The organism is Acidovorax sp. LjRoot74 (assembly GCF_964254355.1).
In the GTDB taxonomy this organism is placed as follows: domain Bacteria; phylum Pseudomonadota; class Gammaproteobacteria; order Burkholderiales; family Burkholderiaceae_C; genus Acidovorax.
Genome location: NZ_CAXUTI020000001.1, coordinates 5,662,701 through 5,688,434, shown reverse-complemented (window position 1 = coordinate 5,688,434; position 25,734 = coordinate 5,662,701). Strand labels below are relative to the sequence as shown.

The window sequence follows — 25,734 nt, the reverse complement described above, 5'->3', positions numbered from 1 at the left end:
GCCTTGGCCGGCATCGGCGCCGGGCGATGGCTGGGCGCTACGGGTGGGTTCCTCGGTCATTTATCGGGGATTCTTGTTGTGGATAGGAGGAACGGTGCTGGGCGGCGGATTGTAGCTTGTCAAGGAGTTATCCACATTCTGGCGGCGGTTGTCATCGGGGGATTCCGGGGTTGCCTGGCTGCTGCGCCGGGGTGTGGAAAACTTGGAATTCTGTTTCCGGGAGCGCCCTGAACAAGGGGCGCAACGGCCTGGCGGCGGCCCCCGAAGGCGGCATCTGTATGGGCTTGCCCGCCGAAAGGCATTGCCAGAGGGCAACAAGCCTGCGATAATTTTGGGTTTCCCTGAATGTGTTCAGGGTGATTTGACCCGGCGCGCCGTTATTTCTGCTTTTATTCAGCTGGTATCCAGCAGAGTGAAGCAGGGGTTCAGGAGCAGCAGTCCGGAACTGAACCTCAAGGAATAGACCATGAAACGTACTTACCAGCCTTCCAAGACGCGCCGCGCGCGCACCCACGGTTTCCTCGTCCGTATGAAGACCCGCGGCGGCCGTGCCGTTATCAACGCACGCCGCGCCAAGGGCCGCAAGCGCCTGGCCGTCTAAGGCCGTCCCGGTCTACGGCCTGCTCCCCGTCAGCCTCGGTTTGTACCGTCAGGTTTCAAACGGGGTGCCTGCATGCAACGGCTGAAAACCCGTCCGCAGTTCCAGGCTGCCATGGCAGGGGGCACCGTCTCCCGCACAGCGCATTTCGCGTTGCACCGTCTGGTGCTGGACGCTGCTGGCAGCGCCGCTGCCAATCCCGCCAGTGCTGCACCCACAGGGCCCGGTTCCTTGCCGTCAACGCAAGGACCGCAGGCCCTGTTTGCCGTGCCGGATGTCTGGCTGGGTGCAATGGTGCCCAAGCGCTGGGCGCGCCGTGCCGTGACGCGCAACACCATTAAGCGGCAGGTCTACACCGTGGGCGCAGCTTTTGAAGCGCGCTTGCCCCAGGCGGCCCATGTGGTGCGTCTGCGCACGGCGTTTGACCGCAAGCAGTTCGTGAGCGCCACGTCCGACCAGCTCAAGCAGGCCGTGCGTGCAGAGCTGCTGCAGCTGTTCGGCCACGCCGCACGGCGTGCGGGTGGCGCATCAGCTGCTTCGCCCGCCCCGGCTGTGGCCCCGCAGACAGCCGAGCGGGTGACCGCACACGAGGTGGCGCCATGATCATGCAGCGCCTGCTGATGGGCGTGGTCAAGGGCTACCGGCTGTTCCTCAGCCCCTGGCTGGGCTCGGCTTGCCGGTTCGAACCCACCTGCTCGGTCTATTCGCTGCAGGCGCTGGAATTGCATGGCGCGGCGGCAGGCAGCTATCTCACGGTGCGCAGGCTGGTACGCTGCCACCCCTGGTGTGATGGGGGCCACGATCCGGTCCCCCGAGAACTGCCGCGCGGCATGAGGCTTTTTTCGCGGCTGCAACAATCCTCCACCACCCAACCACCCTCACCAAAGAAGTCTTCATGAACGACATTCGCCGCACCATCTTGTGGGTGATTTTTGGCTTTTCCATGGTTCTGCTGTGGGACAAGTGGCAACTGCACAACGGCAACAAGGCCACGTTTTTCCCGACCACGCCCGCCGTGACGGCACCCGCTGCCGGTGCAGCGTCCAGCGCGGCTGGGGCCGCCAGCGTGCCAGCCACCAGCGTGCCCGCAGCCACTGCGGTTGCTCAAGGCGCAGCAGCGGTGCCCGGCCAGCCAGCCGCAGCGGCCGCGCCCACCAAGCGTGAGCGCATCGAGGTCAAGACCGACCTGTACCGCCTGGTGTTCGACAGCGAAGGCGGCTCGCTCACGCAGGCCGAGCTGCTCAAGCACGCCGACATGACCGACAAGGCGCGCAACTTCCTGCTGCTGGACGAGAGCGCCCAGCGCGTTTACGTGGCGCAGACGGGCCTGGTGGGCGGCACCTTCCCCACACACAAGACGCCAATGACGGCCGTGCCTGGCCCGCGTGAACTCAAGGACGGGCAGGATGAGCTGAGCATCCGTTTCGAGTCGCCCGACCAGGGCGGCGTGAAGCTGGTCAAGACCTGGACCATCAAGCGTGGCGGCTATGACATCGCCGTCAAGCACGACATCGTCAACACCGGCAGCGTCGCCGTGTCGCCCCAGCTCTATCTGCAACTGGTGCGCGACGGCAACAAGCCGCCAGGCGAGTCGTCGTTCTACTCCACCTTCACCGGCCCGGCGATTTTCACCGAAGCCAAGAAGTACCAGAAGATCGAGTTCAAGGACATCGAAAACGGCAAGATCGACATTCCCAAGGACTCGGCCAATGGCTACGTGGCCATGGTGCAGCACTATTTCGCCACCGCATGGCTGCTGGCCGACGGCGTGCAACGCGAGCCCTTCACCCGCAAGGTGGACACCAACCTGTACTCCGTGGGCATGCTGACCTCCCTCGGCACCATCGAGCCGGGCACCACGAAGACCATCGACGCGCGCCTGTTCGCCGGCCCGCAGGTCGAGACCATGATGGAAAAGCTGTACCCTGGCCTTGAGCTGGTCAAGGACTACGGCTGGCTCACCATCCTGTCCAAGCCGCTGTACTGGTTGCTGGACCAGCTGCACAAGCTCTTGAACAACTGGGGTTGGTCCATCGTGGCGCTGGTGTTGCTGCTCAAGATCGCGTTCTACTGGCTCAATGCCAAGGCCTACGCCAGCATGGCCAAGATGAAGGCCATCAACCCCAAGATCATGGAGATGCGCGAGCGCCTGAAGGACAAGCCGCAGCAGATGCAGCAGGAGATGATGCGCATTTACCGCGAGGAAAAGGTCAACCCCATGGGCGGCTGCTTCCCCATCATGATCCAGATCCCCGTGTTCATTGCGCTGTACTGGGTGCTGCTGTCCAGCGTCGAGATGCGCAACGCGCCCTGGATTGGCTGGATCCACGATCTGTCGGCCCCGGACCCGTTCTTCATCCTGCCGCTGCTGATGACGCTGTCCTCGCTGTTGCAGACGGCCCTGAACCCCGCGCCACCGGACCCAATGCAGGCCAAGATGATGTGGTTCATGCCGCTGATCTTCAGCGTGATGTTCTTCTTCTTCCCGGCCGGCCTGGTGCTGTACTGGCTGACGAACAACATCCTGTCGATTGCACAGCAGTGGATCATCAACACGCGCATGGGCGTGCCACCGCAGTTCAACCTGCCCAGCTTCAAGTGATCGCAGCCTGATCACTGACCCCTGAAAGGCCGCGCAAGCGGCCTTTTTCGTTTCCTTCCACCCTGTACAGTCCCACCATGCTTGCCCGCCACCATGACCCCATCGTCGCCATTGCCACTGCACCGGGGCGTGGTGCCGTCGGCATCGTGCGGGTGTCGGGCAAAGGGCTGGAGGCCCTGGTGCAGGCGCTGTGCGGCCGCACCCTCAAGCCGCGCGAGGCCACCTACCTGCCCTTTCGGGATGCGCAGGGCCAGGCCATCGACCAGGGGCTGGCGCTGTACTTCCCCGGCCCGCACAGCTACACCGGCGAGGACGTGCTGGAGCTGCAGGCCCACGGCGGCCCTGTGGTGCTGCAGCTGCTGCTGGCGCGCTGCCTGGAGGCGGGCACCGCCACGGACCCGGCCACGGGCCAGCCCTGCCTGCCGGGCCTGCGCGTGGCCCAGCCCGGTGAGTTCACCGAACGGGCTTTCCTGAATGACAAGATCGACCTGGCCCAGGCCGAGGCGATTGCCGACCTGATCGACGCCAGCACGGAGGCTGCCGCCCGCAGCGCCAGCCGCTCGTTGACCGGCGCGTTCTCCGCCGAAATCCACAGCCTGCGCGACGCGCTCATCCACCTGCGCATGCTGGTAGAGGCCACGCTCGACTTCCCGGAGGAAGAAATCGACTTCCTGCGCAAGGCGGATGCGCACGGCCAGCTATCGAATCTGCAGCAAACCTTGGCCTTGGTGATGCAGCGCGCGCGCCAGGGCGCTTTGCTGCGCGAAGGCATCAAGGTGGTGATTGCGGGCCAGCCCAATGCGGGCAAAAGCTCGCTGCTCAATGCGCTGGCGGGCGCCGAGCTGGCCATCGTCACACCGATTGCTGGCACCACGCGCGACAAGGTGCAGCAGACCATCCAGATCGAGGGGGTGCCCCTGCACATCATCGACACCGCCGGCCTGCGCGACAGCGAGGACGAGGTGGAGCGCATCGGCATCGCCCGCGCCTGGGACGAGATCGCGGGGGCCGATGCGGTGTTGTTCCTGCACGATCTGTCGCGCCAGGATGCTATTGAATACATAGCTTCTGAGGCAGACATAGCGCGCGCACTGGCCCAGAAACTGCCTCAAACCATCCCGGTGATCGATGTCTGGAACAAGCTGGACCGCGCCCCGGCGGCGGTGATCCCCACCGCAGGAGGGGCCGGGAGCGCCGATACCCGGCCGGGCGTTTGGCTGTCCGCACGCACAGGCGAGGGGCTGGATGGCCTGCGGCGCATCCTGCTGGAGGTGGCGGGCTGGCAGTCGGCGCCCGAAGGTCTCTACATTGCGCGCGCCCGCCACATCGAGGCGCTGCGTGCCGTGTCGGCCCACCTGCAGGAGGCCGCCGACCAGCTGCAGGCCCAGGGCCCGGCCCTCGATCTGCTGGCCGAGGAGCTGCGCCTGGCCCAGAACGCCCTGAGCGCCATCACCGGCGAGTTCAGCTCCGACGACCTGCTGGGCGTGATCTTCTCCAGCTTCTGCATTGGCAAATAGAAAACAGAGAATGGACTCGAGGCGCCCGGCCGGAGCGCCCATGCCGCCGCCTGTCGCTTATGTTGTAAACGGACGTAAACAGCGCTTGTGTCAGCTCTGTAACAACGGTACTTTCGACGCATCATGAATGCACCCACCCCTGCTGCCATCAAGGTTGACCTGAAAGGGTTGCTGGACGCCATTGCGCAAACTACCGCAGACGACAGCATGACCAACCCCCTCTCCCCTGCCCAATGGGATGTGCTCTCGTCCTACCTGCTGCCGGTGGTTCTGCCCGCCGGGCAGGTGCTTTTCAGCCAGGGCGCTACAGACCGCACCCTCTATCTGGTGGAAAGCGGCAACCTGAGCGTGCACTACCAGGATGAAAAAGAGCGCCTGCGTCTGGCCATTGTGGGCGCGGGCTCCGTGGTGGGCGAAGGCGCATTCTTTTCGCACCGCGCACGCAGCGCCACCGTGCAGGCCAGCGCGCCCTGCAAGCTCTGGAGCCTCACGGCCATCCGATTCACCGAACTGACCAACCGCCAGCCCGCCATTGCCCTGGGTTTGGCGATGGCCGCAGGGGCTGTGCTGGCCAAGCGCCTGGGCAACCGCCGCCGCCGCGTTGCGGCCACCTGACAGGCACCCCGGAGACCCGGGGTTTGCGGGCTTGTTCGGGGCTCTGCGAGGGGTACAGCAAGTTACACTCGATTTGGATTTTGTCCAGGCACCATCCGAAGAAAGCAAGCCATGTCCCTGTTCAGCTGGTTCAGCCGTAAACCCGCCCCCCCCAAGCCCCGGCCAGCCGCAGAACCGTCGGGTCTGTTGAATGCTGACGCCACCGTGCCGCTCCACCCCGGCCGCATGGGTAAACCCCTGGTCGAGCCCCCTCCTCCCGAACACGCCGCCAACCGCAAGAACGAGCGCATGGAGCGCCGCGAGCTGCTCTACACCGTGGTGCGTGATGCCATGGTGCGCGCCGGGGTGCTGTCTGCCAGCTACAAATTCAAGGTGCTGTCGCTGGACCAGCGCGGTCGCCAGTTCCTGGTGATGATGGACCTGGCGCGCGAATACGGCGGCGAGACCGTGCGCCTGTCCGAAATCGAGGCGCTGATCGCCCAGACCGCCAAGACCCGCTACGACATCCTGGTGACGGCCGTGTACTGGCGCATCAACGACCATGTGGCCGTGGGCATTCCGCAGAAAGGCGTGGCACCCCAGGGGGCCGCGCTGCCCGTGTCGGCCGCGCCCGTGGCGGCGGCCGTGCGCCGGCCCCCGGTGGCCGCTGCGGCGCCGGTGGCGCCAGCCGCCCCGGTCTTGCCCGTGATCCAGGCACCGGCACCTGCCGCCCCTGCTCCGGCTGCCCCCGTGCGCCCTGCTGCGCCCGTGGTGGCTGCCGCGCCGACCCGGCCCCCGGTGGCCGCGCCCGTGGGCGAGCAGCGCCCGGCGCCCCGGTTCGAACCCATCGAGGCCGACGAGGTGGCCGCCTTCAAGCGTGCATTGGCCAACGCCGCAGGCGCCACAGCCGCCCCGGCAGCGGCCGCCAAGCCAGGTGTGCCCGTGCGCTCCGGGCCGCTGTTGCCCCCGTCGCAGCCCACCGGTTTTGAAGACACCGAAATGCCGGGGGCCGACAGCCCTTCGCCCGACCTGAGCAGCACCCAGTACGGCGAGCTGCGCTGAGCATCACCGCTCCCTCCAAGCAAGAAGCCCTCCATGCAGAGGGCTTCTTTTTTACCTGAGGCGTCGAAAGTCCGGGAGGCGCGGCGAACCGGCTGGCGCCTCAGTGCCCTGCGAAATCCACCAGCGTGTACAGCGGCAGGCCCGATTCGCGCAGGCGGTCGGAGCCACCCAGCTCGGGCAGGTCCACGATGGCGGCGCCTTCGGTCACCGTGGCGCCCAGTTTTTCGAGCAACTTCTTGCCCGCCATCATGGTGCCGCCGGTGGCGATGAGGTCGTCGATCAGCAGCACGCGGTCACCGGCCTTCACGGCGTCGGTGTGCAGCTCCACGGTGGCGCTGCCGTACTCCAGCTCATAGGTTTCCTCGACCGTGGTGAAAGGCAGCTTGCCCTTCTTGCGGATGGGCACGAAGCCCACATTGAGTTCATAGGCCACCACGGCGCCCAGGATGAAGCCGCGCGCATCCAGCCCGGCCACCACGTCGGGGCGCAGGGCCTTGTCCATGTAGCGGTGCACGAAGGCGTCGATGAGCACGCGGAACACCTTGGGGTCCTGCAGCAGCGGGGTGATGTCGCGGAACTGCACGCCGGGCGCGGGCCAGTCGGGCACGGTGCGGATGTGCTGGCGGAGGTAATCGTTGACGCTGAGTGGCTGCATGGGAAAAGAGAGGGGGATCAAGGGGCGCGGGCGTGGGGCGCCGGACAACGGCTTTCCCGCGCGAAGGGCTGAAGTGTAATCAGCCGCCTGCGTGCACTTTTCTGCGCTCCCGGGGCCGCCGTCAGCCCCCATAATGTTTCACTGCTGTTACACCCCACGGCACGGCTGCATTGCAGGCGGCGCCCCCCACAGAAGATTGGCCCATGCCCATCTCCATCCTGCTGATTGAAAGCGACCACTCCCATGCCCAGGCGGTAGTGGGCGCATTGGCAGACCCCTGGTCGGGCTGGCAGGTGGAAGCCCGCGCCTCGCTGGCGGAAGCACGGGCATTCTTGCAGCAGCACCGGCCCGACGTGGTGCTGGTGGCCCAGAGCACCCTGGGTGGCGCGGCCTATGACCTGCTGCAGTTGCTGCAGGGTGTGCCCGCCATCATCATCGTGCGCATGGGGGCCGAAACCCACGCGGCGCAGGCCATGCGGCATGGGTTTGACGACTTTGCCGTGCAGGATGCAGCCCTGGACTACCTGCTCACGCTGCCCGCGCAGATCGACGCGGTGCTTGAACGCAGCACCGGCGCCCGCGCCCGCCTCGCGGCAGAGGCCATGCTGGCGCGCCAGCACCGGCTGCTGCAGGCCATCTCGCGCGCCCAGGGCATGTTCATTGCCAGCTCCGGGCCCCGGGCGGCGTTCGAGGCCCTGCTGGAAGAACTGATGTTCCTCAGCCAGAGCGCATTTGGCCTGGTGGGCCAGGTGCAGCGCGCGCCGGACGGACACCCGTTCCTGCGGGTCCACGCCATGACCGACATCAGTTGGGACGCCGCCTCCCGTGCGCTGTATGCGCAGCACGCCGAGGAGGGCATGGTGTTCGACAGCCTGCATTCGCTGGTGGGCGCGGCCCTGGTCTCTGGCGAGCCGGTCATCAGCAACGACGCGTGCCACGACCCGCGCGCTGCAGGCACCCCGCCGGGCCACCCCGTGCTGCGCACCTACCTGGGCCTGCCCATCCACGCGGCGGGCGAGCTGGTGGCCATGGTCGGCCTGGCGAACCGCAGCGAGGGGTACTCGCAGGCGGATGTGCAATTCCTGCAGCCCCTGCTCAACACCGTGGGCCAGCTGGAGACCGCACGCCGCGCTGAACTGGCCCGCAGCGCGGTCGAGGCCGAGCTGCTGCGCACCAGCGCCCTGCTGGGCGAAAAAACCCGGGCGCTGGAGGTCACGCTGGCCAACATTTCCCAGGGCATCACCAACGTGGATGCCGAGGGGCGGATCCGCGTCTACAACCGGCGCTACCTGGAGCTGCTCGACCTGCCTGAGGCGCTGCTGGCCAGCCAGCCCAAGGTGGAGGACGTGGTGCGCTACCAGACCGAGCGCGGCGACTTCGGGCCGCAGTTCCAGCTCATCGAGCCCATGGCGCGCAACTACGTGGCCTCGGAGTACGCGGCCCATGGCGGTCAGCTGACCATGCCCGACTCCTACGTGCGGCGCACACACAACGGCCGCTACATCGAGGTGCGCACGCGCGCGCTGGAGCCCGGCGGCCGGGTGCGCACCTTCACCGACGTGACCGACTACCTCAGCACCCTGGAGGCCCTGCGCCTGAGCGAGGCGCGCTGGCGCAGCCTCACGCACCTCTCCTCCGACTGGTACTGGGAGCAGGACGCGGAGTTCCGCTTTGTGCGGCTGGACGGCAATGCCCAGCAGAAAACCGGCGTGCCCGACGAGGTGCACTACGGCCTCACGCGCTGGGAGCTGCCCGACACCTTTGTGGACGAAGGCCAGTGGCGCGACCACCGCGCGCTGCTGGAGGCGCACCAGGTGTTCCACGACTTCGAGATGCAGCGGGTGACCCACGACGGCCAGCCGATCTGGGTGTCGATCAGCGGCGAGCCCATCTTCGATGCCGAAGGCACCTTCACCGGCTACCGGGGCGTGGCGCGCGACATCACCGAGCGCAAGCTGGCCGAGGCCCAGATCCAGCGCCTGGCGTTTTACGACGAACTCACCGGCCTGCCCAACCGGCGCCTGCTGATGGACCGGCTGGAGCGCGCCGTGGCCGCCAGCACCCGCGAGGGCAACCATGGGGCCCTGTTGTTCCTCGACCTGGACAACTTCAAGGGCATCAACGACACCATGGGTCACGAATGGGGCGACCGGCTGCTGGTGCAGGTGGGCGCCCGCGTGAGCGCCTGCGTGCGCGCCACCGACACCGTGGCGCGCCTGGGGGGCGACGAGTTTGTGGTGGTGATCGAAGGCCTGCACACCGAAGAGGCAGAGGCCGCTGCCGAGGCCGAAGCAGTGGCGCAGAAAGTGCTGGTCGCGCTCAACCAGCCCTACCAGGTCGAGGGCTGCGAGATGCACAGCACGCCCAGCATCGGCATCGCGCTGTTCCTGGACGCGCAACAGCCGGTGCAGGAACTGCTAAAGCGCGCCGACCTGGCCATGTACCAGGCCAAGGCCCAGGGGCGCAACACGCTGTGTTTTTTCGACCCCGCCATGCAGGCGGCGGCGTCGGCGCGCTCGGCGCTGGAGGGCGACATCCGCCTGGGGCTGGCGCGCACCGAATTCCTGCTGCACTACCAGCCGGTGGTGGACGAAACGGGCCAGTTGCTGGGCGCCGAAGCCCTGGTGCGCTGGAACCACCCGCAGCGCGGCATGGTGTCGCCGGCCGACTTCATCCCGCTGGCCGAACAGACCGGCCTCATCCTGCCCCTGGGGCGACAGGTGCTGGCCATGGCCTGCCACCAGCTTGCGCTGTGGGCGGCCGACCCCGCCAAGGCGGACTGGACCTTGTCCGTGAACGTGAGTGCGCAGGAATTCCGCCAGAGCGACTTTGTGCAGGACGTGCTGGCCGTACTGCGCGACTCGGGCGCGGATGCGCGGCGGCTCAAGCTGGAACTCACCGAAAGCCTGCTGCTGCACGACGTGGAGGACAGCATCCTCAAGATGCAGGCCCTGCGCACGCTGGGCGTGGGTTTTTCGCTGGACGACTTCGGCACCGGTTATTCATCGCTGAGCTACCTCAAGCGCCTGCCGCTGGACCAGCTCAAGATCGACCAGAGCTTTGTGCGCGACGTGCTCACCGACCCCAACGACGCCGCCATCGCCTGCACCATCATCACCCTGGCCCACAGCCTGGCGCTGGACGTGGTGGCCGAGGGCGTGGAAACCGAAGGCCAGCGCGCGTTTTTGCTGCGCAACGGCTGCAAACGCTTCCAGGGCTACCTGTTCGGGCGGCCCGGCCCTGTCGCTCTGCTTTGATTGCTATCAAATATATAGCTATAAAGGCTTGATGGACGAGCGGTAAGGCCGATTTTTATTCAGTATTCGGTACGCGCTCTGCAACTGGCACCCCTCGCAGGCCAGCACGGCCAAGCAACGGCCGCCCTGCAGCGAGGGCCGCTCAGGGGGATCACCCTTTGAGCAGCTTGTCCTCCGCCAGCGCGAGCGCCGCCGGGTGGCCCGACAGCACCAGCGTGTCGCCTTCGGCCAGCAGGGCCTCGTCCACCGCCGCGCTCATGTGGCCGTTGCCGCGCCGCAGGTTGACCACGCGCACACCCATCGCTGGCAGGGCCAGCTGGCCCAGGCTGCGGCCCAGGGCCGTAGCACCCGGCGGCAGGTTCAGCGTGGACAGGCGCTCCTGGTCGCGCTCGTGGGCCGTGTCGTCGTCGGCGCCGTGGAAGTAGCCGCGCAGCAGGTTGTAGCGCGCGTCGCGCTGGTCCTGCACCAGGCGCAGCACGCGGCGCATGGGCACACCCACCAGGGCCAGCGCGTGGCTGGCCAGCATCAGCGAGCCTTCGATGGCTTCGGGCACCACCTCGGTCGCGCCTGCCTCCTGCAGTTTGTCCAGGTTGGCGTCGTCCTGCGTGCGCACCACCACGGGCACCTGGGGCGCATGCGAGCGCGCGTTGGCCAGCACCTTCAGGGCTGCGGGCACGTCGATGTAGGTCACGGCCACGGCGCTCGCACGCACCAGGCCGGCGGCCATCAGCGCCTGCAGGCGGGTGGCGTCGCCATACACCACCGAATCGCCCGCCGCAGCGGCCTGGCGCACGCGGTCCGGGTCCAGGTCCAGCGCCATGTAGGGGATGCCCTCGTGCTCCAGCATGCGCGCCAGGTTCTGTCCGCAGCGGCCGTAGCCGCAGATGATCACGTGCTTGCTGGTATTGATGGACTTGCGCGCAATCGACGTCATCTGCAGCGACTGCTGCAGCCAGTCGCTGGCCACCAGCTTCATCACGATGCGGTTGCTGTACATGATGAGGAAAGGCGTGGCCAGCATCGACAGCACCATGGCTGCAAGGATGGGGTTCATCAGCGCGGGCTGCACCAGGCCATTGCCCTGAGTGAGCGACAGCAGCACAAAACCGAACTCGCCCGCTTGCGCCAGGTACAGCCCCGTGCGCAGCGCCACGCCGGTGGTGGCGCCCATGCCGCGCGCCAGCACCAGGATGATCAAGAGCTTGAGCACCAGCGGCACCACCAGCAGCGCCAGCACCAGCGCCCAGCGGTCCACCAGGATGTGCCAGTCCAGCATCATCCCGATGGTGATGAAGAAGAGGCCCAGCAGCACGTCGTGGAAGGGCCGGATGTCCGTGCCCACCTGGTGCTTGTACTCCGTCTCGGACACCAGCACCCCGGCAATGAAGGCGCCCAGCGCCAGGCTCAGGCCCGCCACCTCGGTCAGCCAGGCCAGCCCCAGCGTGATCAGCAGCAGGTTGAGCATGAACAGCTCGTCGCTCTTGCGCCGCGCCACCAGCGTGAGCCACCAGCGCATCACCCGCTGGCCGCCCGTAAGCAGCAGCCCCACCAGCACCGTGGCCTTGATCAGCGCCCAGCCCAGCGAGGTCAGCAGCTGGTCGGGCGACGATCCCAGGGCCGGGATCAGCACCAGCAGCGGCACCACGGCCAGGTCCTGAAACAGCAGGATGCCCATCACCCGCCGGCCGTGTTCGCTTTCCAGCTCGGCGCGCTCGGACATCAGCTTGACCACAATCGCTGTGCTGCTCATGGCCATCACCCCCGACAGCGCCAGCGCTGTCTGCCAGCCCATGTCCCACACCCCGCCCGCCCAGCGCGACAGCACCAGCGCCAGGCCAGACACGACGGCCATCGTCAGCACCACCTGCATCAGCCCCAGGCCAAACACCTGCTTGCGCATGGCGCGCAGCTTGGGCAGGCTGAACTCCAGCCCGATGGCAAACATCAGGAACACCACGCCAAACTCGCCCAGGTGGCGCACGCCTTCGGAGTTTTGCGCCAGCGCCAGCGCATGTGGCCCGATGAGCACCCCGGCCGCCAGGTAGCCCAGCATGGGCGGCAGCTTGAGGCTGCGGCAGGTCACCACGCCCAGCACCGCGGCCAGCAGGTAAAGCAGTGTGAGGGCGAGAGAAGACATGGCTTCGATGCTATCCGAGGCTTGTGCGCCAGCAATGGTGTTTTCTGCAGGCGATGCACGGTCTGTGCCAGAGGGCATCCCGCCAGCAGGGCCCGCCCGGCATGCCCGGTCGATAGAATCCCCGGATGACTCCCGCCCCCGCCGCGCTGCCCCCTTTTGATGCCGACCAGGCCCTGCGCCTGGCCCGCGAAACCTTCGACATCGAGGCTGCGGCCCTGGCGGGCCTGTCCGCCCGTGTGGATGCGGTGTTTGCCCAGGCCGTGCAGATGGTGCTGCAGGCCCGGGGCCGCGTGGTGGTGATGGGCATGGGCAAAAGCGGCCATGTGGGCCGCAAGATTGCTGCCACGCTCGCTTCCACCGGCACCCCCGCGTTTTTTGTGCACCCCGCCGAAGCCAGCCATGGCGACCTGGGCATGGTCACGGGCGACGACCTGGTGCTGGCCATCTCGAACAGCGGCGAAAGCGGTGAACTCACAGCCATCCTGCCCGTGCTGCGGCGCCTGGGCGCACCCCTGATCGCCATGACGGGCGGTTTGCAGTCCACGCTGGCGCGTTATGCCGACCTGGTGCTCGACTGCAGCGTGGAGCGCGAGGCCTGCCCCTTGAACCTGGCCCCCACCGCCAGCACCACGGCCCAGCTGGCCATGGGCGACGCGCTGGCCGTGGCCCTGCTGGACGCCCGGGGCTTCCGCCCCGAAGACTTTGCCCGGTCGCACCCCGGCGGTGCACTGGGCCGCAAGCTGCTCACCCATGTGAGCGACGTGATGCGCTCGGGCACCGAAGTGCCGCGCGTGGCGCCTGACGCCTCGTTCAGCGACCTCATGCGCGAGATGAGCGCCAAGGGCCTGGGCGCCTCGGCCATCGTCGATGCCGCCGGGCAGGTGCTGGGCATCTTCACCGACGGCGACCTGCGCCGCCGCATCGAGGCCGGGGCCGACCTGCGCACAGCCACGGCTGCCCAGGTCATGCACCCCAGTCCGCGCCGGATTGCCCCCGACGCGCTGGCTGTGGACGCCGCTGAGATGATGGAAGCCCACGCCATTACCAGCGTGCTGGTGCTGGACGCAGCGGGTGTGCTGGTGGGGGTGGTGCACATCGGCGACTTGATGCGCGCGAAGGTGATCTGACGATGGCGCAGTCTTCGCAGACCTCTTCCTCCCCCGCCCTGCAGATCGACCCTGAGCTGCTGCTGCGCGCCCAGGGCGTGCGCGTGGCCTTTTTCGACGTGGACGGGGTGCTCACCGACGGCGGCCTGTACTTCAGCGAAGCGGGCGAGACGATCAAGCGCTTCAACACGCTGGACGGCCACGGTCTCAAGCTGCTGCAAAAAGCAGGCATCACCCCCGCCGTGATCACCGGCCGCGACTCCGCTCCGCTGCGTGTGCGCCTCAAGGCCCTGGGCGTGGAGCACGCGGTGTTCGGCACCGAAGACAAACGCCCTGCCGCCGAGCAGATGTTGGCCACCCTGGGCCTGACCTGGGCGCAGGCGGCGGCCATGGGCGACGACTGGCCCGACCTGCCCGTCATGCGCCGCAGCGCGTTTGCGTGCGCACCTGCCAACGCCCAGACCGAGGTGCGCCACGCGGCCCATTTCGTGACCCAGGCGCGCGGGGGCGACGGTGCGGCGCGTGAGCTGTGCGACCTGCTGCTGGTGGCCACGGGCCGCTATGCCGCACTGCTGGCGGACTACACCGCATGATCCGTGTGATCCGCCAGGGCTGGGACCAGCTCTCAATCTACCTGCCCGTGCTGCTGATGGGCCTGCTGGCCCTGGGCACCTGGTGGCTGGTGCGCAACGCGCCCATGCCGCAGCTGCCCGCCATCGACCGGCCCGTGAAGCACCAGCCGGACTATTTCATGAAGTCCTTTTCGGTGAAGACGTTCGATGCCACAGGCCGCCTGCAGAGCGAAGTGCAAGGCATTGAAGCGCGGCACTACCCCGACACGGACACGCTGGAGATCGACCGGGTCCGCATGCGCTCGATCGGCCTTGACGGCCGGCTCACCGTGGCGACCGCCAACCGTGCGTTGAGCAATGCCGATGGCTCGGAGGTGCAGCTGTTTGGCAACGCCGTTGTGACCCGCGAGCCCCTGCCCGCCAAACCCGGGGCGCCAGCGCAGCCGCGCCTGGAGTTCCGTGGCGAGTTCCTGCATGCCTTCACCAACACCGAGCGCGTGCGGTCCGACCAGCCTGTCACGCTCACGCGGGGCAACGACCGCTTCACGGCCGATGGCATGGAGTACGACAACCTCGACCAGGTGCTGCAATTACGCGGGCGCGTGCGCGGCATGATCCTGCCGGGCAAGAAATGAGACAACTCCCTGAGTCGCTTCGCGCCTTCCCCCTTCTCTCTACGCGCTTCGCGCTAGGGGGAGGGGGACGCAGCCAGCGCGGCGGGGCGGCCCTTGCGCGGCTGCCCGCGCATGGAGCGCGCCAGTTTCACGCGCTTCGGGTGATTCACAGCACAACGGATAACTGAGATGGCCACACCCCTTGTTTTCATCACCGGCGCGTCCAGCGGCATTGGCCAGGCGCTGGCACTGCGCTTTCACCAGGCAGGCTATCGGCTGGCCCTGGCCGCGCGCCGCACAGAAGAGGTGAAAACATGGGCTACCGCGCAAGGGATAAGCGCTGATAGCTATGAAATTTATAGTGCTGATGTGGCAGTGACCGACAGCATCGTGGCCGCAGGCCAGGCCTGCCTGGCACGCCAGGGCGTCCCGGATGTGGTTATCGCCAATGCCGGCATCAGCGTGGGCATGGACACCGCCGTGCGCGGTGATATTGATGTGATGGCACGCACCTTTGCCACCAACAACATCGGCATGGCCGCCACCTTCCAGCCCTTTGTGGATGGCATGGTGCTGCGCGGCAGCGGCACGCTGGTGGGCATCGGCAGCGTGGCAGGCATCCGGGGCCTGCCGGGGCACGGCGCCTATTGCGCCAGCAAGGCGGCCGTCATCAGCTATTGCGAAAGCCTGCGTGGTGAAATGCGCCCGCATGGCGTGCGGGTGGTCACCCTATCGCCTGGCTACATCGACACGCCGCTGACCCAGAAGAACCGCTACGGCATGCCCTTCCTGATGCAGCCCGGGGATTTTGCTGACCGTGCCTACCGCGCCATCGCGGCGGGTGTGACTTACCGGGTCATCCCCTGGCAGATGGGCGTGGTGGCCAAGCTGCTGCGCCTGCTGCCCAATGCCGTGTTCGACAAGGTGCTGGCTGGACGCCCGCGCAAACGCCGAGAAGGCGAGTAGCCTCTGAGACGCTTCGCGCCTGCCCGCTGACGGGAACGCTCCCGGCGTCCGCAAGCAAAGCGCCGCATGCGCGGGAGTGCTGGCTGGGCCGTGCCCGGTGGGGGCATTGGCCGTTTCGTTCCGCCCTGCGAAGACGGGACCACGGAGTTCGAGCTCGTCACGCAGTGGCATGGAAGATGGCCCCCGCTCCCCAAGGGCGCGTTTTTCACTCTGAAGCGGCCCCGCCATGAAAAAAGCTCCCGAAGGAGCTTTTTTCAAGAATGCAGTATCTGCGAGGTTCAGTAGCCGCCGTTGCCACCACCGCCGTAGCCACCACCACCACCATTGCGACCGCCGCCACCGCCGTTGCGCGAGCCGGAGCCGTAGGGGCTGCGGAAACCGCCTTCGCCGCGGCCGCCGCTACCACCGTAACCGCCGCCGCCATCGCGGCCACCGCCACCGTAGCCACCACCGCCGCCTTCACGGCCACCGCCGTAACCGCCGCCACCACTGCGGCCACCGCCGCCGTAGCCGCCACCACCGCCGCCGCCGCCGCCAAAACCACCACTGCGGGGGGGGCGGGGCTCCATGGGACGGGCTTCATTGACCACGATGGAACGGCCACCCAGGGGCTGGCCGTTCATGCCATTGATGGCTGCCTGGGCTTCTGCGTCGCTGCCCATTTCCACAAAGCCAAAGCCCTTGGAACGGCCCGTGTCGCGCTCCATCATGACCTTGGCACTGGTGACCGCGCCGAATTGGCCAAAAGCCTGTTCCAGATCGCTGTCGCGCACGGAGTAAGGCAGGTTGCCGACGTACAGTTTGTTGCCCATCGAGGGACTCCTCAAAAACACATGGATAAAGCGATGGAGTCCCGAAAACGCAGCCAGCTAATCTCAATGACGCTCTCAGCGCGAAACTGACGGATCACCGCAAACTTGGAAAGCAGGAAAAAGCCCCGCCAACCCATTATGCGCCACACTTTTGTGGAAAAAGCAAGCGGTGATGTGCGCTGTGGCGCCCATGCTGCGCGCGCGCAAGAAATGACCTTCAAGCGCGGCCGTTGCCGGGGTTGGCGCCCGTCAAAGAAGGGTCCCGTTGTGGAAGGGATAGGCCATAAAAAAAGGAGCCCGAAGGCTCCTTGTTTGCCATCAGCAGGCGCAAGGGCCTGCTGAAAAGGTCTTTTTAGTAACCGCCGCGGCCACCGCCGTAGCCGCCACCGCCGCCTTCACGGCCACCGCCGTAACCGCCGCCGCCGTAGCCACCACCACCGCCGCTACGGCCACCGCCGTAACCGCCGCCACCATTGCCGCCACCGAAGCCACCGCTACGGGGAGCGCGGGGCTCCATAGGACGGGCTTCGTTGACCACGAGGTCACGGCCGCCGAAGTTTTGACCATGCACGCCTTGGATGGCGGCTTGGGCTTCAGCATCGCTGCCCATTTCGACAAAGCCGAAACCCTTGGAGCGGCCGGTGTCACGTTCCATCATGACCTTGGCGCTGCCCACGGAGCCGAACTGGCTGAAGGTTTGTTCCAGATCTTGGTCGCGGAAGGAATAGGGCAGGTTGCCCACGTAGAGTTTGTTGCCCATGAAGGACTCCTGAAAAAACATGAAAACGCGATGGAGCCCGACGCAATCAACAAACCTGTGACGACTTCAAAGACGCGAAACTGACCAATCACCGCTAAGTTAGCTGCCCTTCTGCAAGCAGAAAAGCGAACCCATTATCAATCACTTTATGGGCAGTGTGGGTGTTTATTTCTGGGCCCGACGCCCCAAAACAGGCGATTTGCGTGGTTTTGAAGCCAATCCCCGGGCAAACCATAGGGTAAAATCGTGGGGTCTTTGGGGAGTAGCCCGCCCGGCTGTGCAATGCGCCGGGGGCATGCGTCAACAAACTTGGGCCCGTTGGGCCTATGGCGTATGCGGCTTTTTAGCTGGGCGAGACCATTGACTGCAAACCGATCCACTTGGCCGGAGTCGGGGTGCAGTCAATGCGTTTTCCACCCATCCGGCCGGATAGGACCCCCACATGGAACCGTTTTTCATCTCTACCGCCATCGTCGCGCTCGCCGAAATGGGCGACAAGACGCAGCTTCTGGCGCTGGTGCTCGCTGCCCGCTTTCGCAAACCCTGGCCCATAGTGCTCGGCATCCTGGTCGCCACGCTGGTCAACCACGGCCTGGCCGGGGCTGTGGGCGCGTGGGTCACTACCTTCGTGGGACCGCAGGTGCTGCGCTGGATCCTGGGCGCGTCGTTCATCGCGATGGCCGTGTGGATGCTGATCCCCGACAAGCTCGACGAAGGCGAGGCCGACGGCTCGCCGCGCTGGGGCGTGTTCGGCACCACCGTGGTCGCTTTCTTCCTGGCCGAGATGGGTGACAAGACCCAGATTGCCACCGTGATGCTGGCTGCGCAGTACAACGCCTACCTGTGGGTGGTGGCGGGCACCACGCTCGGGATGATGATCGCCAACGCGCCCGTGGTCTGGCTGGGCGAGCGTATTACGCGCCGCGTGCCGATCCGCGCGGTGCATGTGGTGTCGGCCGTGATCTTCCTGGTGCTGGGGCTGCTGGCGATCTTTGCGCCCATGAGCAGCTGACAGACGCAGTGGCCGACGTTTTCGGTTTTGGTATATTTGCCGAACGCGCCGATTTGCCACAGCTTGCGGGCGCTTTATAAATCCTGCTAAAGACCCGTCCGACACATCCGCCCGGCCTCGTTTTTAGCGACGCCGGGTTTTTTTATGTCGTTTTTTGCCACACCCCAGTCCATGCATTTCCCGGAGGTGCTCCCGCTGCAAAGCGGCGCGTCGATCCGTGACTACCACCTGGCCTACGAGACCTACGGCGCGCTCAATGCCGACCGCTCCAATGCCGTGCTTGTGTGCCATGCCCTCAACGCCTCGCACCACGTGGCGGGCGTGTACGCCGGGCAGGACAAAAGCGAGGGCTGGTGGGACAACATGATCGGCCCGGGCAAGCCCGTGGACACCGACCGCTTCTTCGTCATCGGCGTGAACAACCTGGGCTCGTGCTTCGGCTCCACCGGCCCGATGCACCAGCACCCCGACACGGGCGAGGTCTACGGCGCGGACTTCCCGGTGGTCACGGTGGAAGACTGGGTCAACGCCCAGGCGCGCTTGCTCGACCGCCTCGGCATCCAGCAACTGGCCGCCGTGCTGGGCGGCAGCCTGGGCGGCATGCAGGCGCTCAGCTGGACGCTGCAGTACCCCGAGCGCATGCTCCACGCCGTGGTGGTGGCCAGCGCGCCCAACCTCACGGCCGAGAACATCGCCTTCAACGAGGTGGCCCGCCGCGCCATCGTGACCGACCCGGACTTCCACGGCGGGCACTTCTACCGCCACGGCGTGATCCCCAAGCGTGGCCTGCGCATCGCGCGCATGATCGGCCACATCACCTACCTCAGCGACGACGTGATGAACGAGAAGTTCGGACGCCAGCTGAGGGAGGGTCTGGAGCTGAAATACAGCACGCAGGACATCGAGTTCCAGATCGAAAGCTACCTGCGCTACCAGGGCGACAAGTTCAGCGACTACTTCGACGCCAACACCTACCTGCTGATCACCCGCGCACTGGACTACTTCGACCCTGCCCGTGCGCATGGCGGCAACCTCACGCGCGCCCTGGCCCGCGCCACGGCGAAGTTCCTGCTGGTGAGCTTCACTACCGACTGGCGGTTTTCCCCCAAGCGCAGCCGCGAGATCGTCAAGGCCCTGCTCGACAACCGCCGTAGCGTGAGCTACGCCGAGATCGACGCGCCCCATGGGCATGATGCTTTTTTGCTCGATGACGCGCGTTACATGGGCGTGATGCGCTCTTATTTCGATAGCATTGCCAAGGAGTTGCAAGCATGACGGACAAAGCGGCAATGCAAGCCCTGGCGCGCCTGGTGCCCTCTGGTTCGCGCGTGCTCGACCTGGGCTGTGGCAACGGCGCCATGCTCGACTACCTGCAGCGCGAGCGCGGCTGCAGTGGCTACGGCGTGGAGATCGACGACGCCAACGTGCTGGCCTGCGTGCAGCGTGGGGTTCAAGTTCTTCAGCTCAACCTCGACGAGGGGCTGGCCATGTTTGACGACAACAGCTTTGACGTGGTGCTGCAGATCGACACGCTGCAGCACCTGCGCAATGCCGAAACCATGCTGCGCGAGACGGCGCGTGTGGGCCGCACCGGTGTGGTGGCCTTCCCCAACTTTGCGCACTGGCCCAACCGCCTGTCCATCCTGCGTGGGCGCATGCCCGTGACGCGGCGCCTGCCCTACCAGTGGTACGACACGCCCAACATCCGCGTCGGCACCTACAAGGACTTCGAGGTGCTGGCCACCAAGAACAGCCTGCGCATCCTCGACTCCTTCGGGCTGCAGGACGGGCAAGAGGTGCGCTGGCTGCCGAATGCACGCGCGGGCACCGCCGTCTTCCATTTCGAACACGCATAGCGCTTCCCGGGGTGTACGCCCCGGCGACACACCGCTGTCAACCGCATCGGCTAAGGTGCGGGCTCCGTTTGTAGGAGACCCGCATGAAACGCATTGCACTGCGCGCCGTGACCGCTGCCGCGCTGCTCACCACCTGGGCGCTGGGCGCCGTGGCCCAGGCCTGGCCGCCCACCCCTACCGTGATTGCCCACCGGGGCGCTTCGGCCCTGCGGCCTGAGCACACGCTGGCTGCGTACCAGAAGGCCATTGACGACGGCGCCGACATCATCGAGCCCGACCTGGTGATCACCAAGGACGGCGTGCTGGTGGCCCGGCACGAGAACGCCATCGCCATCCTGGGCGCCGACGGCTCGGTGAAGGAAGCCACCACCGACGTGGTGGACCGCCCCGAGTTTGCGGGCCGCAAAACCACCAAGACCATCGACGGCCAGGCCATCACCGGCTGGTTTACCGAAGACTTCACGCTGGCCGAGCTGAAAACCCTGCGCGCCCGCGAACGCATCCCCGCGCAGCGCCCGGCCAACGTGGCCTACAACGGCCAGTTCGAGGTGCCCACCTTGCAGGAAGTCATTGACCTGGCCAAGGCCCAGAGCGCGAAGACGGGCAGGACCATCGGCATCTACCCCGAGACCAAACACCCCACCTACTTCCAGTCCATCGGCCTGCCGCTGGAGGCGCCTCTGCTGGCCGCGCTGGAGAAGAACGGCTGGAACCACAAGGACGCGCCCGTGTTCGTGCAGTCGTTCGAGGTCAGCAACCTGCAGGCGATCCGCAAGCTCAGCAGCGTGCGCCTGGTGCAGCTGGTCGCCCCTTCCGGGCGGCCGTATGACTTCGTGACCCAGGGCGCGGCCAACACGCGCGCCTATGCCGACCTGATCACGCCCGAAGGTCTCAAGCAGGTGGCCACCTACGCCAACGCCATCGGTCCGTTCAAGACGCTGGTGGTGCCGGTTAAGGACGGCGTGCCGGGTGAGCCCACCCCGCTGGTGGCGCGTGCCCGTGCCGAAGGCCTGGGCGTGCACATCTGGACGCTGCGGCCCGAAAACGCCTTCCTGCCCGCCGGGCTGAAAAAGGCGCCCGCCACCGATGGCACCGTGCGCGGCGACAGCGTGGCCGAGATCGCGGCCTACCTGCGTGCGGGCATCGACGGCTTCTTCACCGACGACCCGGCGGTGGGTCGGGCCGCGGTGTCGGCCTTCACGGGGTCGTCGAAGGTGTCGCCGAAGCCGTAGCCGAGGGCGGCGCCACCGGCCGTGCGCTGCGGTCCGGTGGCGCGCGCCGGGCCTGCCGCGCGCCCAGCTGGCGTGCCGCGCCCACCCACTGCGCCAGGCGCTCGGTGCTGGCGCTGCGCACCGGGCCAAAGCTGTGCACACGCACCGGCCGGATGCCGCAGAACTCCAGGATGGCCTTCTTCATCTGGTGGTGCCCCGGCATGCGCGTGACCCAGCGGAAGTACCAGGGCGGCGAGTCCATGGTCACCAGCAGCTCGGCCGAGCGCCCGGCCAGCAGCTTGTCCCACAGCGACGAACCCGTGCGGTACTTGAACGCGTAGCCCGGCAGCAGCACGCGGTCGATAAAACCCTTGAGCAGCGCAGGCATGGCGCCCCACCAGATGGGGTAGACCCAAACCAGGTGGTCGGCCCAGGTGATGTCGGCCTGCGCGGCCAGCAGGTCGGGCTCCAGCGGCTGCGCTGCGCCATAGCCCTGAAACAGGGGGTTGAACGTGAGCTGCCCCAGGTCCAGAAAGCGCACCTCGGCGCCCGACTGCCGCGCGCCGTCGGCATAGGCGTGTGCCATGCCGGCGCACAGGCTCTCGGCGGTGGGGTGGCCCAAGATGACCAGGATGTGTTGTTTTGCCACGGGATCTCCATCACACAGAAGTTGTTGATGGCGGCATGCTCACCTTGCCCCACGGGACAGAGTCAAGCGGTCAGATCAGATGGCGTGAAAGTGGAACGCGGCAGCGGCCCCGGGGCCGCCAGCGCGCTGGGCGCCACGCAGGCCTGGGGCGTGGCGGGCACGGCCAGCGTGTCGCAGGTGTGCAGCTCGGTCTCCAGCCCGGCCAGTTGGGCATCCAGCGTGGCCAGGCGGGCCAGCTCCTGCGCCACGGCGACGCGGCGTCGGGCCACCAGCTGCGCCATGCGCTCCCAGCCGGCGGTGGTGTCCATGTGGGGCAGGCCATCCAGCTCTGCCAGCCGAAAGCCCAGCGCCTGGGCCTGGCGGATCAGCAACACGCGCGCCACATCGGCCTCGCCATAGTGGCGGTAGCTGCCCGCACGCGCCACGGCGCCCATCAGGCCCCGCGCTTCGTACAAGCGGATGGCCTTGGGCGTGGTGCCGGTGCGGTGGGCGAGTTCTCCGATGCGCATGTGGGGCGAGCGTTCTGTGGGTTGAGTTTGTTGCTATCAAATATATAGCTATAAAGACATATCCATCGCGCGCAGACGGCCTTTTTTGCTTGTATTTTGGTTCGGTGTGCGAGGGTGTGCGCGCTGTGCAGGATAAGCTGCCGCGTTCTCCTTGCGTTCCTTGTTGTCTTGGGCCCCCGCCCCCACCCGCCATGCCCCAGTTTGCTGCCAACCTGAGCCTGATGTACCCCGAGCTGCCCTTCCTGGACCGCTTTGCCGCTGCGGCGCGCGACCGGTTCACGGCGGTGGAGTGCCAGTTCCCATATGCCTTTGCGCCTGCCGAGGTGGCCGCGCGGCTGGCGGACCATGGCCTGCAGCTGGTGCTGATGAACGCCCCGGCCGGCGGGATGGACCCCGCCGCCATGGCCACGGCCTGGGAGCAAGGCGCGCGGGGCACGGCTGCGCTGCCCGGGCGCGAGGCCGAGTTCCGTGCGGGCGTGCAGCAGGCGCTGCGCTATGCCGAGGCGCTGGGCTGCCCGCGCATCCATGTGCTCGCGGGCATCGTGCCGCCGGGCGTGGAGCGCGAATCGCTCAAGGACCTGTCCGCAGGCAACCTGCGCTGGGCGGCGGCCGAGGCCGCGCGCGCGGGCCACGAGATCCTGATCGAGCCCATCAACCTGCGCGCCGTGCCGCGCTATTTCCTGAACCGCCAGGACCACGCGCATGAGCTGCTCGATGCTGTGCAGGCCGACAACCTCAAGGTGCTGATGGACCTGTACCACTGCCAGATCGTGGAGGGCGATGTGGCCACCAAGCTGCAGCGCTACCTGCCCACAGGCCGCGTGGCGCACGTCCAGATCGCGGGCGTGCCCGGCCGCCACGAGCCCGACCGGGGCGAGCTGCACTACCCGTTTCTGTTCGAGACGCTGGACGCGCTGGGCTACAGCGGCTGGGTGGGGTGTGAATACCGCCCGGCGGCCGATACCTCGGCGGGCCTGGCATGGCGGGACCGGGCGCTGGTGGGATCTGCAGGGCGCTGACCTCCGCACAGAGGACCTCTAAGCGCAATCGCCCCGCGCCTCCAGTCCGCGCAATTGCGTAAGGGAATGCGTGAATAAATGTAACAAGACTCTGGCCGTAGATTCAGAGCAGACCGGCCCAGCCGGCTTTGTGCATTCGCGTTCACTAGCAGGAGACACCCCCCATGGCAGCATCCCTGGCCAACAACCGTTCCGTCGCGCGACAGGTCACGCTGGCCGCCATTGCGCTGGTGGCCCTGGTGCTGGTGTTGGTGGGTTTGGCCATTGCCGTGCTGACCGAGCGCAGCACCCGCGCGCAGGTGGTGGCCAGCGTGGGCGACACGGCGCAGAGCGTGGCGCAGTCGCTGGATGCGGCCGACAACACCAACCGCGAGCTGGTGCAGCTCACCATGAAGGGTTTCCAGCGCTACTTCGAGGCCACCATGCAGCTCGACGAGGCCTCGGGCGAGTTGCGCAGCTACGGCGCGCTGGTCAACGAGGACTACGGCTCGGTTGATAAATTCGCCAACGAAACCGGCGGCATCGCCACGGTGTTTGCCAAGAAGGGCGACGACTTCATCCGCATCACCACCTCGGTCAAAAACGACAAGGGCGAGCGCCAGCAGGGCACACCGCTGGGCAAGGACGACCCGGCCTATGCCACGGTGTCCAAGGGTGAGCCCTACACGGGCGTCACGGTGGCGGGTGGCAAGCCCTTCATGGGCCACTATCTGCCCGCCAAGGACGCCGCAGGCAAGGTGATTGCGCTGCTGTTCATCGGCAACGACATCAGCGTGTTCCACGCCATGCTGCAAAAGCAGGTCACGCAGACCAAATTTTTCGAGCATGGCGGCACCTACGTGATCAACCCAGGCACCTCGCTCGACAAGGCAGTGTTTGTGTACCACCCCACGGCGCGCGGCAAGCGCGTGCTGGAGGCCTATCCGCAGGCGCGCCCGTTCTTCGAGGCCCTGGCAGCGTCGCAAGACGGTTTTGTGCGCGAGGCTGCCCCCGTGCTGGGTGCGGGCGCCACCGACCCCTGGGCGCTGGTGCGCAAGACCAGCGGCGGCTGGTGGGTGGTGGCCGAGGTGGCCGACGGTGAGGCCATGGCCAGCCAGCGGCGCGTCACGCTGGCCGTGTGGGGCCTGATGGCCGTGGCCGTGGTGCTGCTGGCCATCGGCCTGTTCGTCATGCTGCGCCGGGGCGTGAGCCGCCCGCTGCAGGACCTGACCCAGGCCATCACACTGGTGGCGCAGGGCGACCTGACCGAGGCCTTCCGCACCACGCGGCGCGACGAGATCGGCGCGCTGGTGCAGGAGGTCGAAGGCATGCGCCAGCGCTACACCCAGATGCTGCAGCAGGTGCGCAACGCGGTGGACAGCATCACCACCGCCAGCGCCGAGATCGCCAGCGGCAACCAGGACCTGTCGGCCCGCACCGAGGCCACGGCCAGCAGCCTGGCGCAGACCGCGCAGAGCATGGACCAGCTCACCGCCACGGTGCGCCAGTCGGCCGATGCTGCGCGCCAGGCCAACCAGCTGGCCAGCACCGCCGCCGAGGTGGCCGCACGCGGCGGCCAGGTGGTGGGCGAGGTGGTTACCACCATGGGCGACATCAACCAGAGTTCGCGCAAGATCGCCGACATCATCGGCGTGATCGATTCGATTGCGTTCCAGACCAACATCCTGGCGCTCAACGCGGCCGTGGAAGCCGCGCGTGCAGGCGAACAGGGCCGGGGCTTTGCCGTGGTGGCCAGCGAGGTGCGCAACCTCGCTGGGCGCAGCGCCGAGGCCGCGCGGGAGATCAAGGCGCTCATCGGTGCCTCGGTGGAGCGCGTGGAGTCGGGCGCGCGCCTGGTGCAGAACGCGGGCAGCACCATGGACGAGATCGTGGGGTCGGTCAAACGCGTGGGTGACATCATTGGCGAGATCACAGCGGCTTCGGGCGAGCAGTCGGACGGCATTGGCCAGGTCAACACCGCCGTGAACCAGCTCGACCAGATGACGCAGCAGAACGCCGCGCTGGTGGAGCAGTCGGCCGCCGCCGCCCAAAGCCTGCGTGAGCAGGCCACGCGCCTGGCGGGCGCGGTGCAGGTGTTCAAGCTGCGGCACGGTGCGGGCGATGCCCCGCCGGACCTGCCCGCGCTGCAGGCGCCCGGCAGCACCTCCACCCATGCCCGCACAGCGCGCGAACCCGCGCAGCTGCACTGAGGCACCGCAGCGGGGGATGGTGATGCCCCGCCGCGCC

24 protein-coding genes and 1 riboswitch are annotated in these 25,734 nt (G+C 67.1%); of the genes, 18 read left to right on the top strand and 6 right to left on the bottom strand.

Going from position 1 to position 25,734, the window contains the following annotated elements; translation table 11 throughout:
- The first annotated feature begins 466 nt into the window (after positions 1-466).
- From rpmH to ACSQ3O_RS26840, 7 genes are all read left to right on the top strand, one after another.
- The gene (gene rpmH, locus ACSQ3O_RS26870; RefSeq protein WP_005798102.1) at positions 467-601 is read left to right on the top strand and encodes a 50S ribosomal protein L34; all 135 of its coding nucleotides are present in this window, start codon (positions 467-469) and stop codon (positions 599-601) included.
- A gap of 72 nt (positions 602-673) precedes the next feature.
- Positions 674-1,201, top strand: a complete 528-nt coding sequence (locus tag ACSQ3O_RS26865; RefSeq protein WP_436141050.1) for a ribonuclease P protein component — start codon at positions 674-676, stop codon at positions 1,199-1,201.
- Positions 1,201-1,497 carry a membrane protein insertion efficiency factor YidD gene (gene yidD, locus ACSQ3O_RS26860; protein ID WP_137746012.1) on the top strand — a complete coding sequence of 99 codons (297 nt, stop codon included), beginning with the start codon at positions 1,201-1,203 and terminating at the stop codon, positions 1,495-1,497. Before ACSQ3O_RS26865 ends, yidD begins: the two co-directional genes overlap by 1 nt.
- Positions 1,494-3,200: a membrane protein insertase YidC gene (yidC, locus tag ACSQ3O_RS26855; protein ID WP_436141049.1), complete on the top strand. Its 1,707-nt coding sequence runs from the start codon at positions 1,494-1,496 to the stop codon at positions 3,198-3,200. The genes yidD and yidC overlap by 4 nt, the downstream gene beginning before the upstream one ends.
- A 77-nt stretch (positions 3,201-3,277) precedes the next feature.
- The gene (mnmE, locus tag ACSQ3O_RS26850) at positions 3,278-4,717 is read left to right on the top strand and encodes a tRNA uridine-5-carboxymethylaminomethyl(34) synthesis GTPase MnmE (RefSeq protein ID WP_436141048.1); all 1,440 of its coding nucleotides are present in this window, start codon (positions 3,278-3,280) and stop codon (positions 4,715-4,717) included.
- A 123-nt stretch (positions 4,718-4,840) separates the two neighbouring features.
- The gene (locus ACSQ3O_RS26845; protein WP_137745968.1) at positions 4,841-5,332 is read left to right on the top strand and encodes a Crp/Fnr family transcriptional regulator; all 492 of its coding nucleotides are present in this window, start codon (positions 4,841-4,843) and stop codon (positions 5,330-5,332) included.
- Positions 5,333-5,443: 111 nt separating this feature from the next.
- Positions 5,444-6,373 (top strand): hypothetical protein, encoded by a 930-nt coding sequence (locus ACSQ3O_RS26840; protein WP_436141047.1) that lies wholly within the window; start codon positions 5,444-5,446, stop codon positions 6,371-6,373.
- Positions 6,374-6,473: 100 nt separating this feature from the next.
- On the opposite strand, the gene ACSQ3O_RS26835 is transcribed toward ACSQ3O_RS26840, so the two are convergent.
- Positions 6,474-7,028: an adenine phosphoribosyltransferase gene (locus ACSQ3O_RS26835; protein WP_298454178.1), complete on the bottom strand. Its 555-nt coding sequence runs from the start codon at positions 7,026-7,028 to the stop codon at positions 6,474-6,476.
- Positions 7,029-7,231: 203 nt separating this feature from the next.
- On the opposite strand from ACSQ3O_RS26835, the gene ACSQ3O_RS26830 reads away from it, so the two are divergent.
- The gene (locus ACSQ3O_RS26830; protein WP_436141046.1) at positions 7,232-10,285 is read left to right on the top strand and encodes an EAL domain-containing protein; all 3,054 of its coding nucleotides are present in this window, start codon (positions 7,232-7,234) and stop codon (positions 10,283-10,285) included.
- Positions 10,286-10,436: 151 nt separating this feature from the next.
- Here the strand turns inward: ACSQ3O_RS26830 and ACSQ3O_RS26825 are convergent, their stop codons facing one another.
- On the bottom strand, positions 10,437-12,422 hold the full coding sequence (locus ACSQ3O_RS26825; RefSeq protein WP_436141045.1) for a monovalent cation:proton antiporter-2 (CPA2) family protein: 1,986 nt from the start codon (positions 12,420-12,422) through the stop codon (positions 10,437-10,439).
- Positions 12,423-12,547: 125 nt separating this feature from the next.
- On the opposite strand from ACSQ3O_RS26825, the gene ACSQ3O_RS26820 reads away from it, so the two are divergent.
- The 4 genes from ACSQ3O_RS26820 to ACSQ3O_RS26805 all read left to right on the top strand — a co-directional run bounded on the left by ACSQ3O_RS26820 (position 12,548) and on the right by ACSQ3O_RS26805 (position 15,680).
- The gene (locus ACSQ3O_RS26820) at positions 12,548-13,549 is read left to right on the top strand and encodes a KpsF/GutQ family sugar-phosphate isomerase (protein WP_298454171.1); all 1,002 of its coding nucleotides are present in this window, start codon (positions 12,548-12,550) and stop codon (positions 13,547-13,549) included.
- 2 nt (positions 13,550-13,551) lie between these two features.
- The gene (locus ACSQ3O_RS26815; RefSeq protein WP_436141044.1) at positions 13,552-14,121 is read left to right on the top strand and encodes a KdsC family phosphatase; all 570 of its coding nucleotides are present in this window, start codon (positions 13,552-13,554) and stop codon (positions 14,119-14,121) included.
- Positions 14,118-14,735 carry an LPS export ABC transporter periplasmic protein LptC gene (gene lptC / locus ACSQ3O_RS26810; RefSeq protein WP_137745975.1) on the top strand — a complete coding sequence of 206 codons (618 nt, stop codon included), beginning with the start codon at positions 14,118-14,120 and terminating at the stop codon, positions 14,733-14,735. Before ACSQ3O_RS26815 ends, lptC begins: the two co-directional genes overlap by 4 nt.
- Before the next feature lie 168 nt (positions 14,736-14,903).
- Positions 14,904-15,680, top strand: a complete 777-nt coding sequence (locus ACSQ3O_RS26805) for an SDR family oxidoreductase (protein WP_436141043.1) — start codon at positions 14,904-14,906, stop codon at positions 15,678-15,680.
- Between the two features lie 278 nt (positions 15,681-15,958).
- Here ACSQ3O_RS26805 and ACSQ3O_RS26800 read toward each other — a convergent pair whose 3' ends face one another.
- Together ACSQ3O_RS26800 and ACSQ3O_RS26795 are read right to left on the bottom strand one after the other, a co-directional pair.
- Positions 15,959-16,492, bottom strand: coding sequence for an RNA recognition motif domain-containing protein (locus tag ACSQ3O_RS26800; protein ID WP_436141042.1), 534 nt, complete (start codon positions 16,490-16,492; stop codon positions 15,959-15,961).
- A gap of 352 nt (positions 16,493-16,844) precedes the next feature.
- Positions 16,845-17,252 carry an RNA recognition motif domain-containing protein gene (locus ACSQ3O_RS26795; RefSeq protein WP_108616140.1) on the bottom strand — a complete coding sequence of 136 codons (408 nt, stop codon included), beginning with the start codon at positions 17,250-17,252 and terminating at the stop codon, positions 16,845-16,847.
- Between the two features lie 245 nt (positions 17,253-17,497).
- Positions 17,498-17,689, top strand: a riboswitch (yybP-ykoY riboswitch).
- Between the two features lie 5 nt (positions 17,690-17,694).
- On the opposite strand from ACSQ3O_RS26795, the gene ACSQ3O_RS26790 reads away from it, so the two are divergent.
- From ACSQ3O_RS26790 to ACSQ3O_RS26775, 4 genes are all read left to right on the top strand, one after another.
- The gene (locus tag ACSQ3O_RS26790; RefSeq protein ID WP_436141041.1) at positions 17,695-18,264 is read left to right on the top strand and encodes a TMEM165/GDT1 family protein; all 570 of its coding nucleotides are present in this window, start codon (positions 17,695-17,697) and stop codon (positions 18,262-18,264) included.
- Positions 18,265-18,408: 144 nt separating this feature from the next.
- Entirely contained in the window at positions 18,409-19,539 is a 1,131-nt protein-coding gene (metX, locus tag ACSQ3O_RS26785) for a homoserine O-succinyltransferase MetX (RefSeq protein WP_436141040.1), read from the top strand.
- On the top strand, positions 19,536-20,120 hold the full coding sequence (metW, locus tag ACSQ3O_RS26780; RefSeq protein ID WP_298454157.1) for a methionine biosynthesis protein MetW: 585 nt from the start codon (positions 19,536-19,538) through the stop codon (positions 20,118-20,120). Before metX ends, metW begins: the two co-directional genes overlap by 4 nt.
- Positions 20,121-20,203: 83 nt before the next feature.
- Positions 20,204-21,352: a glycerophosphodiester phosphodiesterase gene (locus ACSQ3O_RS26775; RefSeq protein WP_436141039.1), complete on the top strand. Its 1,149-nt coding sequence runs from the start codon at positions 20,204-20,206 to the stop codon at positions 21,350-21,352.
- On the opposite strand, the gene ACSQ3O_RS26770 is transcribed toward ACSQ3O_RS26775, so the two are convergent.
- Together ACSQ3O_RS26770 and ACSQ3O_RS26765 are read right to left on the bottom strand one after the other, a co-directional pair.
- On the bottom strand, positions 21,318-21,980 hold the full coding sequence (locus ACSQ3O_RS26770) for an NAD(P)H-dependent oxidoreductase (protein ID WP_436141038.1): 663 nt from the start codon (positions 21,978-21,980) through the stop codon (positions 21,318-21,320). The two genes, ACSQ3O_RS26775 and ACSQ3O_RS26770, sit on opposite strands and share 35 nt — an antisense overlap.
- Before the next feature lie 62 nt (positions 21,981-22,042).
- The gene (locus tag ACSQ3O_RS26765) at positions 22,043-22,489 is read right to left on the bottom strand and encodes a MerR family transcriptional regulator (protein WP_436141037.1); all 447 of its coding nucleotides are present in this window, start codon (positions 22,487-22,489) and stop codon (positions 22,043-22,045) included.
- 191 nt (positions 22,490-22,680) lie between these two features.
- Between ACSQ3O_RS26765 and otnI the strand changes: the two genes are divergently transcribed.
- Positions 22,681-23,508, top strand: coding sequence for a 2-oxo-tetronate isomerase (gene otnI / locus ACSQ3O_RS26760; RefSeq protein WP_436141036.1), 828 nt, complete (start codon positions 22,681-22,683; stop codon positions 23,506-23,508).
- Positions 23,509-23,672: 164 nt separating this feature from the next.
- On the top strand, positions 23,673-25,697 hold the full coding sequence (locus ACSQ3O_RS26755; protein ID WP_436141035.1) for a methyl-accepting chemotaxis protein: 2,025 nt from the start codon (positions 23,673-23,675) through the stop codon (positions 25,695-25,697).
- Positions 25,698-25,734 lie beyond the last annotated feature (37 nt).